Below are 12,091 nucleotides of genomic sequence, written 5' to 3'. Positions count from 1 at the left end.
GTACGGTGGTGTGAGAGGGAGGGGCAGCACTAACCTGTTCCTCTCTACTCGATTGAATACTCTGTTCCGGCTTTCTTCAAAAGCCGGAATGAGCCTTGCAGGAGACTGAATCAGTGCTGCCGGGCATATAATGAAAGGCAGTAATGAAAAGCAGCAGTCAGGGGGACAGAAAACGGGGATTATGAAGCCGGTGAACAAAGAGAATCTGGAGAACAGCAGAAAGCTGAAGAAAACAGTCTGGATCACAACAGGGTTATGCGCGGCGTTTTTTGCGGCAGGGGTATCTGTTCCCCTGCTGATGGACGCTCATAAAAATCCGGACTTTGCAAAAGTCGAAAACGTATATGAGCTGCTGAAAGACCGGTGGTTTTACGCGGATCAGTCGGAGGACATCGATTCCCGGCTGGCGGAACAGGCCATCATGGGCATGACGAGTCTGGAAGAAGATCCCCATACCAATTACTTCAATCTGGAAGAAGCCAAAGCCTTTTCCCAGTCCCTGGAGGGTTCGAATGTCGGCGTGGGAATTTCCTTTTTCCGGAACGAGGATGACGAAATGACAATCCGCAGCGTCTTTCTGGATTCCACAGCAGACAAAGCGGGGCTGCAGAATGGCGATGTGCTGGTGAAAGTGGGAACGAAGGATACCAAAGGGGTTTCCAATGAGGAAATCACCCAGACCATTCAGAATTACAGCGGTCAGAAGCTGCCGGTGGAAGTCCGCCGGGGCGACGAGATGCTGTCTCTGACCCTGGAACCTGGTCAGTATGACACCACGGTGACCTGTGAAGTGGAGGACGGAATCGGGCTCATCGGCTTGTCGAGTTTCTCGGAGAACTCCGGAAAGGAGTTTGAAAGTGCGGTCAAGCGGCTGGAGTCCAGGGGAGTCCGGGATGTGGTGATTGACCTGCGGGGAAACACAGGCGGGTATCTTTCTGCCGCCAAAGAAATTTCCGAGGTGCTGCTGCCGAAGGATTCCGTGATCTTCCAGGAGAAAAAGAAAGACGGCGAGGTCCGTCTGCTGAAAACGGAAGAAGAGGGACAGGCGGATTTTGACCGCATCGTCATCCTGCAGGATGGCAGCTCTGCCAGTGCCAGTGAAGTGCTGATCGGTGCACTGAAGGACAATCTGAACAATGTCACGACTGTGGGGACAAAAACCTACGGGAAGGGGACAGAACAGGTGAGCATTCCCTTCAGCGACGGCACAAGTCTGAAATATACGGTTGCCGAATGGCTGACTCCTTCCGGAAAAAGCATCAACAAAGACGGCTTTGCACCGGATGTGGAGGTACAGGATGAAAGTGTCCGCCGGGTGACCTATCCCGGTCTGGAGGACGGGGAAACGATTCTGCCGGATACCGTGAACGAAAACGGCGAAGCGGTGCACCGGTTCCTGCAGTATCTGGGATATGAGACAGACCGGGCGGATGACTATTTCGATGCCTCCGCCAGCGAGGCCATGCGGCAGTTCCAGGCGGACAATGGTCTGGAGCCCACAGGAGTCGTGGACAGGGAGTCCTTTGACCGGCTGACGGAACTGACGCTGATCCGGATTTATCAGAATGAGCGGAATGAAGATGCCCAGCGCAACCGGGCTCTGTCACTGCTGACGAGCGAATCATAACACAGAAATTCACTGTTGTTTACAAATTTGTTGATAAGAGGAAACTTCGAGTTTACAATGGCTTTGCGTGAATGACAGACGGATTTGCGGAAAGCCTTTTTACATAGATGCGGAAGGAGGAAACGATGGAGACCACAAACGAACAAAGCACAAAGGACAGCCGGAAAACGGCGGAGCCGGGTACATTTCAGCTGGTGAGCAGCTACAAGCCTTCGGGGGATCAGCCGGAAGCCATTCAGGAGCTGGTGGAAGGTGTAAAAGAGGGAAAGCAGTGGCAGGTTCTCATGGGAGCGACCGGAACCGGCAAGACTTTCACCATATCCAATGTGATTGCCCAGGTGGGACGTCCGACTCTTGTGTTTGCCCACAACAAGACGCTGGCCAGCCAGCTCTATGCCGAATTCAAAGAGTTCTTCCCGCACAATCATGTGGAGTATTTTGTCTCCTATTTTGACTACTACCAGCCGGAAGCCTACATTCCGAAGTCCGATACGTATATTGACAAGAACACCAAAACCAATGAAGAGCTGGACATGCTGCGCCTGGCGGCAGCCAATGCAGCCCTGAATCACCGGGATACGATCATTGTGGCGTCCGTTGCCAGCATTTACGGTGCCAGCAATCCGGAACAGTACCGGGATATGATTGAAACCATCCGGGTGGGCCAGGAAATCGACCGGCAGGAGCTGATGCGCTTTCTGGTGAGCCAGCAGTACAAGCGCAACGACATGGATCCGGTCCGCGGAACCTTCCGGGTCCGGGGCGATACGATTGAAATCAGCCCGGGGCACACAGACAGATATCTGATCCGGATCGAAATGTTCGGCGATGAAATCGACCGGATCACGCAGGTGGATCCGCTGACAGGAAAAGTGCAGCAGGCATATTCGGTTTACAATATTTATCCTGCCAACGGCTATGCCACGAGCATGGACATCATGCGCCGGGCTGCGGGAACCATTGAAGAGGAGCTGGAGGAGAGGTTGAAATTCTACAAGGAAGAAGGCAAGCCACTGGAAGCGGAGCGGCTGGAACAGCGGTGCCGGTATGACATAGAAGCGCTGCGGGAGTTCGGAGTCTGCCCGGGCATCGAGAACTACTCCCGGCACATTGACGGCCGGAAGCCTGGTGAAAAGCCCTATACCCTGTTTGATTATCTGCCGGAGGATTTTCTGCTGGTGGTGGATGAAAGTCATGCTTCGCTGCCCCAGATTCGGGGGATGTACAACGGAGACAGAGCCCGCAAGGAGACACTGGTGGAATACGGGTTCCGGCTTCCCAGCGCTCTGGACAATCGTCCTTTGACCTTTCCGGAATTTGAACAGGTCACCGGGCAGTCAATCTTTGTCAGCGCCACCCCCGGTGATTATGAGCTGGAGAAGACGGACAACCATGTGGTGGAGCAGATCATCCGCCCCACCGGCCTGCTGGATCCGGAAGTGGAGGTGCGCCCCACAGAGGGACAGATTGATGATCTGGTGGATGAAATCCGACAGCGGATAGCAGCCGGGCAGCGGACGCTGGTGACTACGCTGACGGTGCGGATGGCGGAGGATTTGACGGAGTATCTGAAGAATCTCGACATCAAGGTGGCCTGGCTGCACCATGAGGTGAAGACCATTGAACGGACGGAAATCATCCATGATCTGCGGGAAGGCAAGTACGATGTCCTGGTGGGCATCAACCTGCTGCGGGAAGGTCTGGATATTCCGGAAGTGGGTCTGATCGCCATTCTGGATGCAGACAAGGAAGGCTTCCTGCGCAGCCGGCGGAGTCTGATTCAGATCATTGGCCGGGCAGCCCGGAATGCCAGCGGCAAGGTCATCATGTATGGTGACAAAATGACGGACTCCATGAAGGAAGCCATTTCGGAAACGAAGCGGCGCCGGGCGATTCAGATGCAGTACAACGAGGAGCATGGCATTGTGCCGAAAACTGTGCTGAAGCCCATCCGGGATGTGGTTCGCAGCAAGGAAACCAAGGCGGAAACCAGCCGCTACCTGAAAAAGAAGAAACTTGGAAAGAAAGGCACGCAGAAGCTCATCGAGGATATGGAGCTGGAAATGCGGGAAGCTGCCAAGGAACTGGATTTCGAGCGGGCAGCTCAGCTGCGGGACATGATCCTGGAGCTGAAGGCAGAGTCCGGAAACTGAGACAGATCCTGTTTACAGCAGAAAGCACAGAAAGACCCGTCGCGACTGGCGGGTCTTTTCTCAATGCGAATCTGAACCGCAGTCTCTGCAGGACCTGGTGCTTCGTCCTGCTGTTTGAACAGGTTCAGCCGGTACCGGATATGTGACACCCGGACAATCATCCCGGTCCTGTTCTTCCGGCTTTCTGCCTTACCATAAACAGCAGAAAGGCGGCATTCCCGTGCAGACTCTGCAGACACTCGCACCTATATTCTTCATGGCAGGCCTTGGCTGGCTGGCCAGGACCCGCAAATGGATCACCCCTGAGCAGAAAGACGGTGCCAATCAGATCGTGTTCGGTCTCCTGTTTCCCATTATGGTCTTCAACCTGCTGGCCTCCAGCACGCTGCAGCCATCCATTGCAGGAATCGTTGCTGTCATTCTGATCTGCTACTGTGTTTTCTATTGTCTGGGAAAAACACTTCTCAGACGGTTGTTTGGTCCCTATGCCACCATTTCGCCCTTTCTGCTTACCACCGCAGAAGGCGGCAACTTTGCCCTGCCGCTGTTTCTGTCCATTGTTGGCACGCAGTCACCCAGCGCCGGAGACCCAATGTTGCTGGACCTGGCCGGTGTGGCATTCTGCTTCCTGATCATTCCTCTGCTGCTGCCGGGGTATACCGACAAAAAAGCCAGCGGCAGGGAAATCTTCAAAACCATCATCCATTCTCCCATGGTCATTGCCGCATTTTCCGGACTGTTTCTGAACGTAACGGGCCTCTATGCCTGGATGCAGCAGACCAGCTGGTTTGGCCTGTATTCGCAGATCATGTCCACCATTACCGCGGCCATTCTGCCGCTGATTCTGTTTATCATCGGCTTCAATCTGGAGTTCTCTCCCCGGATCCTCAAGCCAGCGGCCAGATTTGTGGCAGTACGGGTTCTGCTCTTTGCCGGAATCATCGCGCTTCTCTATCTGCTGTTTCCAGCCACCATGGAAAACCCGGATTTTGCGGCTGCCGCCTGGCTGTATTTCATGGGCCCGGTGGGATTCGGAGTCATCGTGCAGATCACGCCCCTGCTTCATACGGAAGAAGAGCGGGCGTACTGTTCCGGTATCATTACCCTGAACATGCTGGTAACGCTGGTGGTCTATGTGGTCCTGGCCGTCATGATGGGATGATGGATCGAATCAGGTGTCCAGCTCTGTCCGAACAAGGATATGCAAAAAAAGATGTGGCTCTCTGACAGTCCACATCTTTTTTTGCCGATGGACCGATCCGGATCCTGATCTCAGGATACAGCAGGCAAATGGTTCTTCAGCACCTTGACGAACTCATCCTTTGTCAGATGCTCCGGAATCACTTCCTGGTCCACTATAAAATAAGGAACGGATTCAATCGCCAGGGCCTCATACTCCATCTCATCATTGGCCACTTCGTTTTCATACCAGCCATCCGCCAGCATTCGCCGGATCAGATCCTCATCCAGACCAGCCGCCTTGCCGGCTTTGACCAGGACCTCGGGATCTGAAAGCTTTTCGCCCTGAACAAAATAGGCATCATGCAGCGCATCCCGAACCTGCGGCCCCAGATTGCAGTCCCGGGCCAGCTTGTACAGACGGTGCGCATCGTGGTCATTGGATTCATGCACCTTGCCGAAATCAAAAATCAGACCGGCTTCTTCGCGGCCCATGGTGTTGATTTTTTCAATCTGTGCTCTGGCCCCTTCCGGAGAAAATCCATCCTTCTGCTGGAAAATGCCAAACATCTCCATGTCACCGTCGCCATCCTCCGGCCGGTGGATCTCCCGGGATTTGATATCCAGCCGTACCTGGTCCTGCAGCCCCAGCTCTTCAATGGCATGCTGCAGGCTGGTTTCACCCACATAACAGAATGGGCATTGCAGGTCAGCCCACATAACGATATTGATCATGTGTATTACCTTCTTTCAGGACCATTATCCGGGAAAGAAGAAAGGAACCTGCATGATACGCCCGGGGAAAGGGGCAGATACAGCCATGAGCGGGGCTTATCAAAACAGACTGCATTCTATATACTTGGGGCACAAAGACAGCAGAAAGCAGAAAAGAACAAGACTGCAGGCTTTAAGCCTCATAACAGCTCGAGATTCTGCGCAGCCAGACAGATACGAACTGAGGAAACAGGAGAGTATATGAATCAATACAGAACGCTGAAAAGCTGGTTCCATGAAGATGAAAAACTGCATCGGCAAAAGTATAAGGAAAGATACAACGGGGAAGAAACGCTGCGGTTTCCATTCTCTGCAGGAGAGAATCCGGCGTTTGTGGTTCTGGCAGGAGAAGTGACGGCCAAAAGTGATGCAATCAGGAAGATGCAGATTCAGCTGGAACATCTGGAATCTGAATTGCCCTGTCTACCCGTGATTCTGATGGACTCTCTGTTTCAGGAAATAGAACAAAGCAATGCAATTGAGGGCATACACTGCAGCCGGAAAGATCTGCAGAATGCGCTTTCTGCCCAGCCCGGAACCAGGTTTGCAGGACAGCTGGAGCAGTATCTTTGCCTGCTTTCCGGGAAAGTTCAGTTTCCCGAAACACCTCAGGACATCCGCAAACTCTATGATGCGATGCTGGTTCAGGACATCGTCCGGGATACTCCGCACAACAGACCGGACGGCAGAATTTTCAGGGCACATTCTGTGGCGGTTACGGATGGGCTGAAAACCGTTCACAAAGGAATCCAGCCGGAAAGCAAAATTATCCAGCTGATGGAAGCAGCCCTGGAACTGACACAGGATGATGCAATCCCGTTTCTGATCCGGACAGCGGTCTTCCATTTTCTGTTTGGCTATATTCATCCCTTCTACGATGGAAACGGACGACTCAACCGGTTCCTCACCAGCCTTCTGGTTTCCGGAGAGTTCAGTACCCTGGCAGCGCTGCAGCTCTCATCGGATTTCCGGAAACATCAGAAGAAGTATTACCGGGCGTTTGAAGAAGCGGAACACCCACTGAATAAAGGCGACCTGACTCCCTTTGTACTGATGTTTCTGGACATCCTGGAAGAGGCTTTTTCAGATGGAATCAGCAGGCTGGAGAACCTCCAGTCCAGCTGAGCCCTGCCGTTTTCCCGTCATCGGCAATCCCGCCACTGACCCCTCAAACCTGAAAGCGCTTCGAGCTCACAATCTGTGCTGCTGGCACCCGGCCACCCGCTATAATAAGGAAACGAGGTGAACTATGCAGACATTCAAGTACTTTGTCTCTTTCTACAAACCCTACAAAGGCATGTTCTTCATGGACCTGTTCTGTGCCGCTGTGATCTCCGCCGTGGACATCGCCTTTCCCCTGATCTTCGGCTGGTGCACCGGCACACTCTTCGTCCAGGGACCCGATGCGATTTATCATGGCCTCACCTGGCTGATTCCCGCCATGCTCGCCATGTACATCCTGAAAGCAGCCTGCCGCTATTACGTAACCTGCCAGGGTCACATCATGGGCGCCAGAATGGAAACCGACATGCGGCGGGATCTCTTTGAGCAGCTCCAGAAACTGTCCTTCGGCTTCTACGATCGCACCAACACCGGTACTCTCACCAGCCGCATCGTCTCCGATCTCTTCGACATCTCCGAACTGGCCCACCACGGCCCGGAAAACCTGTTCATATCTCTAATCAAAATCATCGGCTCCTTCGCCGTGATGCTCTGCATCAACTGGCAGCTGGGACTGTGTCTGGCTGCTGTGACCCTGATCATGCTCTGGTTCTCCGCCATCCAGAACAAACGCATGGAAGAAACCTTCGCGGACAACCGGAAAAAAGTCGCCGGAATCAACGCCTCTGTCGTGGACTCCCTGGAAGGCATCCGCGTGGTCCAGAGCTTCGCCAACGAACCCCTGGAACTCCGGAAATTCAGCAAAGCCAACGAGAAATACCTGCGTTCCAAAGAAGCCAACTACCGCGCCATGGGCGCCTACTACACCGGCAACCATTTCTTCCAGGGCCTGCTCTACGTCACCATTGTGCTCGCCGGCGGACTCCTCGCCGCCAGTCATCAGATCTCAGTCGGCGAACTGGCGACCTTTGTACTGTATGTGAATGTCTTTGTCTCCCCGCTGGAGATCCTCATTGAACTCACCGAAATGTTTCAGAAAGGATTCTCCGGCTTCCGCCGCTTCGAGGAAATCATGAAAGAAATCCCGGACATTCAGGACACCCCCGAAGCCAGGCCACTGCAGGATGTACAGGGAAATGTGGAATTCCGGAATGTGTCCTTCGCCTATGAAGACGGCATCCCGGTTCTGGAAAATATCTCCTTTTCCATCCCTGCCGGGAAAAACGTCGCTCTGGCAGGACCCAGCGGTTCGGGAAAAACAACGATCTGCAGTCTGATCCCGCGGTTTTATGACACCACCGCCGGCACCGTCCTGGTAGACGGAAAGAATGTGAAAGACCTCAAGCTGCACTCTCTGCGCGACGCCATTGGTGTCGTCCAGCAGGATGTGTATCTCTTTGATGGCACCATTGCGGACAACATCCGCTACGGCAAATGGGATGCCACAGAGGAAGAAGTTATGGCTGCTGTGGAAAAAGCCAATCTGCAGGACCTCATTGCCTCCCTCCCCGACGGCCTGCAAACCCAGGTCGGCGAAAAAGGAACGCGGCTCTCCGGTGGACAGAAACAGCGGATTTCCATCGCCCGTCTGTTCCTGAAAGATCCGAAGATCCTGATCCTTGACGAAGCCACCTCCGCCCTGGACAACGAAAGCGAAGCCGTTATTCAGCGCTCACTGCGGGACCTGGCAAAAGGACGCACCTGTCTGACCATTGCCCATCGTCTGTCCACCATTCAGAACGCCGATGAGATCCTGGTGGTGGACGAAGGCGGCATCGCCGAGCGGGGTACCCATGAAGAACTAATGAAACGCAATGGAATCTACGCCCGGTACTGCCGGATCCAGTTTGAGGGAGACGCCGGGAGAAGCGGGCAGCTGTGAGAATGCTGCCGATGGATGCCGGAGCCGGTAAGCGATGGTGGTTTCCGAGGCTCCAGCGGATAATGTCATTTGAGTAAGCAAAACACCGCAGTTTTCTGCCTGGTAGGGGGAGAGAGCTGCGGTGATTTTTTGGGGTATATGTGGAATATCCCGATATATATATGGATGCACATTTCTGGTGAAATGGAAGTTACCAGATTTGGGAGAGGAATTTTGCTGGGAATGGTGACTTTTTCAAAGAATAGACACAAATCATGCATGATTAAGGGGTACTATCTGATTGTACGAGGTGAGCTATATGGATTGGAAATTATTAGGAGAATTAGAAGCTGCGTGCAAAGGGGCGGTGGCCAAAACCGATGCGGAAAATGGCTGTTATCTTCCGTTGTGGATGCATATGACTGATACAGCTGGGGTCATGGTCGAGTTATACCGCCACCGGGTATCTGAACAGGAAAAACAGCTTTTCATACAGCAGGGAATTGATTCTCTATTGCTGGAGAAGCTGTTTGCTCTAATCGGGATGCTGCATGATATAGGGAAAGCGACCTGTGTCTTTCAGTCTATGATTCTGGAAAAACTCAAAGACTATGCTGGATTCAGGGGCAATACGCTGCCATACAAACAGTTTGGCATTTCCGGTTACATGCATCATTCAGAATCTGGAATGCTGATTCTTGCCAGTCTGGGATTTTCGGAAGCCTTTGCATCAGTTGTCGGAGGACATCATGGCAAGACACAGGATGCGTTGTTAGGAGATGCCAGCCATAAGGCGAAGAAATTAATAAGTGATAATCCTGTGGGTATGTATGGTGATGTCGAGAAGAAAGAATTCTGGCAGAAAACATGGGAAAGAATTGCAGAAACAGCCTGCAGAATATGTGGCATCAACCACAATGAAATACCTTCATTAAGTCTGAACAGCTGGCTGCTGTTGTCCGGGATTCTGGTGGAGGCAGACTGGATCAGTTCCAATACTGCCTATTTTCCACTGATTCCGATAAATAAAAGTTCAGAGAGTGATATCTATCCACAGAGGATAGAGAAAGGATGGGATGAGCTTGCCCTGACCAGTGTCTGGCAGAAACACAACCCGGAAATGGACGAGACTGTGTTCGAGAAGATGTTTGGTTTCCATCCAAATTCGGTACAGGCGGAATTGATTCAAATTGTCAGTAACTGCTCTGATCCTGGAATTCTTGTGGTTGAAGCTCAGATGGGTGTTGGAAAGACTGAAGCTGCTCTGGCTGCTGCTGATGTTTTTGCTGAAAAAAGAGGCAGTGGAGGAATCTATTTCGGGCTGCCAACGCAGGCCACTTCCAATGGGCTGTTTCCCAGATTTAAAAAATGGGTAGAGTATGAATCTCATGGTGGGAAGCAGAGCATGAAACTGGCTCATGGAATGGCAGCATTCAACGAGGAGTATAGAAAAATACCTCATGGTACAGCCAGATTGAACGAAGATGGGAAAGAAGGTGATTCTTCTCTGATTGTTCACGATTGGATGCAGGGGCGAAAGGTAGGAATGATGTCGGATTTCGTGGTTGGTACAGTGGACCAGGGACTGATGTCCGCACTGAATCAGCGTCACGTGATGCTTCGCCATGCGGGAATTGCCGGCAAGACTGTCATCATAGATGAGGTCCATGCCTATGACGCGTATATGAATGTCTATCTGGTAAGGATGCTGGAATGGCTGGGAAGTTATCATGCACCTGTAATTCTGCTTTCAGCTACATTACCGAAATCACGCAGGGTGGAACTCGTGCACGCTTACCAGAAAGGACGTTATGGAAAGAAATATAAAGAAAAAGGGGATGCTGACTGGCAAACTGCATCCGGCTACCCGCTGGTTACATGGACAGACGGGCAGCAGATTGCCAGCAGGGCTTTGTTAGCAGAGGAAAATGAAAAGAATGTTCTGATTGTAAAGGAAGAGATTGTATCCACAGCGGATGAAGCGGAGAAGATATGTCGGAGTCTGACAACAAATCTTGTTGACGGCGGAGTGGCTGGAATTATTGTCAATACGGTAAAGAAAGCGCAGGAAGTGGCACATTACCTTCAAACAGAATTAACTGGATGGCGGATTATTCCCTTTCATTCCAGGTATACTGCAATGGGGAGGTCAAGTGTTGAAACAGAGGTCCTGACCCTTGCGGGTAAGGGAACGGACGATTCCAGAAAAAAAGTCAGAGACAGACTGGTGATTGTAGGGACTCAGGTCATAGAACAGTCTCTGGATGTAGACTTTGATCTGATGATTACAGAACTCTCGCCAATGGATTTGCTACTGCAGCGGATTGGAAGGCTCCATCGCCACAAAGACCGGGTACGTCCGGAGAATTTGAAGAAACCTGTCTGCCATGTACTGATTCCGTCAAATGAAAAAGCAGATAGTTCTGTGTCGGCGGTATATAGTGGATGGCTTCAATATCAGACGAAAAACAACCTCCCGGATACTGTAAGTATTCCCGGGGATATACCAAAACTGGTGAATATCGTTTATGAATCTGCGGATGTAACAGCCCAGTCTGAAACTGAACAGGAAAAGTACAGAGCTTACCAGAATGATGAAAAGAAAGAAGAAACAAAGGCAAGTGTACACCCCCTTTCTCCACCATATAAAACACTGCGTGTTGACCACGGAATCAATGGCCTGAATATTTCCAACGAAAAAAGCACGGATCAGAAGGGAGTGGCTGGAGTCCGAGATATTGACTCGGGCATCAGCTGTATTCTGGTCCAGGAAATGATGCCTGGTATCTATCATCCAGCGGATGATAATGATGTGATATTGAGATCGGATAACAAACTGACTTTTGATCAAATACAGATTTTGCTGAAGGAAGTGATCACGCTGCCTGCGTCACTACCTTACAAAGCAGCCGACAACGAACTGGAGCAGAATACGGAAAAAGTGTTTTCTCTCTGGATGAAAAATCCTGTGATGAAGGACAGACTAATCCTGATTCTGGACGTAAATTGCAATGCCCGACTGGCTGGATTTGAACTGCATTATTCTCCTGAATTCGGATTGGAATGCAGGAAGACTTCAATAATTGCAAATCAATAGGTACTTGCAGGGATATAATGGCTTCAGGCAGCCCTTATATCCCTGCATTTGCTGGGATGATCCGTAAAAAAAGGAAGTTGTCATTTTATCCCTGCACTTGCAGGGTTAGGAAGTTTGCAACTTCCTTTTTTTAATTGTTGAAATCTGATTCTGAAAGGGATATCATAAGGGTACAACGAGTTAGGTTTAGAGTTAAACATGACAGACAGAAAATAACTCTCATTGTTAGTGGTTAGATGAGTGTGTACATTTCTGGTGAAATAAGAGTTAACAGTTTT

The 12,091-nt window shown here is 51.4% G+C and carries 7 protein-coding genes; 6 read left to right on the top strand and 1 reads right to left on the bottom strand.

Annotated features, from left to right (window positions below; all coding sequences use genetic code 11):
* Positions 1–181: 181 nt before the first annotated feature.
* The 3 genes from QZ305_RS10650 (at position 182) to QZ305_RS10640 (ending at position 4,942) form a co-directional block, all read left to right on the top strand.
* Positions 182–1,627 carry a S41 family peptidase gene (locus QZ305_RS10650; protein ID WP_294731898.1) on the top strand — a complete coding sequence of 482 codons (1,446 nt, stop codon included), beginning with the start codon at positions 182–184 and terminating at the stop codon, positions 1,625–1,627.
* A gap of 125 nt (positions 1,628–1,752) precedes the next feature.
* On the top strand, positions 1,753–3,780 hold the full coding sequence (uvrB, locus tag QZ305_RS10645; protein WP_294731895.1) for an excinuclease ABC subunit UvrB: 2,028 nt from the start codon (positions 1,753–1,755) through the stop codon (positions 3,778–3,780).
* A 142-nt stretch (positions 3,781–3,922) separates the two neighbouring features.
* On the top strand, positions 3,923–4,942 hold the full coding sequence (locus tag QZ305_RS10640; protein WP_367268831.1) for an AEC family transporter: 1,020 nt from the start codon (positions 3,923–3,925) through the stop codon (positions 4,940–4,942).
* A gap of 110 nt (positions 4,943–5,052) precedes the next feature.
* Here the strand turns inward: QZ305_RS10640 and QZ305_RS10635 are convergent, their stop codons facing one another.
* Complete coding sequence (locus tag QZ305_RS10635) at positions 5,053–5,694, bottom strand: DsbA family protein (protein WP_294731892.1); 642 nt, start codon at positions 5,692–5,694, stop codon at positions 5,053–5,055.
* A gap of 240 nt (positions 5,695–5,934) precedes the next feature.
* Between QZ305_RS10635 and QZ305_RS10630 the strand changes: the two genes are divergently transcribed.
* The 3 genes from QZ305_RS10630 (at position 5,935) to cas3 (ending at position 11,813) form a co-directional block, all read left to right on the top strand.
* Positions 5,935–6,858, top strand: coding sequence for a Fic family protein (locus tag QZ305_RS10630; RefSeq protein ID WP_294731890.1), 924 nt, complete (start codon positions 5,935–5,937; stop codon positions 6,856–6,858).
* Between the two features lie 124 nt (positions 6,859–6,982).
* Positions 6,983–8,737: an ABC transporter ATP-binding protein gene (locus QZ305_RS10625; protein WP_294731888.1), complete on the top strand. Its 1,755-nt coding sequence runs from the start codon at positions 6,983–6,985 to the stop codon at positions 8,735–8,737.
* Positions 8,738–9,035: 298 nt separating this feature from the next.
* Positions 9,036–11,813 (top strand): CRISPR-associated helicase Cas3', encoded by a 2,778-nt coding sequence (cas3, locus tag QZ305_RS10620; protein WP_294731886.1) that lies wholly within the window; start codon positions 9,036–9,038, stop codon positions 11,811–11,813.
* The last annotated feature ends 278 nt before the right edge of the window (positions 11,814–12,091 follow it).

The sequence above is a fragment of the uncultured Faecalibaculum sp. genome, from assembly GCF_910588395.1.
Lineage (GTDB): Bacteria > Bacillota_I > Bacilli_A > Erysipelotrichales > Erysipelotrichaceae > Faecalibaculum.
Note: the sequence above shows the minus strand (reverse complement) of the source record. Positions and strands in the feature narration are given on the sequence as shown.

Coding starts and splice junctions, on each gene's coding strand:
- QZ305_RS10650 (WP_294731898.1), top strand. CDS start 182: ATGAAGCCGGTGAACAAAGAGAATCTGGAGAACAGCAGAAAGCTGAAG.
- uvrB (WP_294731895.1), top strand. CDS start 1,753: ATGGAGACCACAAACGAACAAAGCACAAAGGACAGCCGGAAAACGGCG.
- QZ305_RS10635 (WP_294731892.1), bottom strand. CDS start 5,694: ATGATCAATATCGTTATGTGGGCTGACCTGCAATGCCCATTCTGTTAT.
- QZ305_RS10630 (WP_294731890.1), top strand. CDS start 5,935: ATGAATCAATACAGAACGCTGAAAAGCTGGTTCCATGAAGATGAAAAA.
- QZ305_RS10625 (WP_294731888.1), top strand. CDS start 6,983: ATGCAGACATTCAAGTACTTTGTCTCTTTCTACAAACCCTACAAAGGC.
- cas3 (WP_294731886.1), top strand. CDS start 9,036: ATGGATTGGAAATTATTAGGAGAATTAGAAGCTGCGTGCAAAGGGGCG.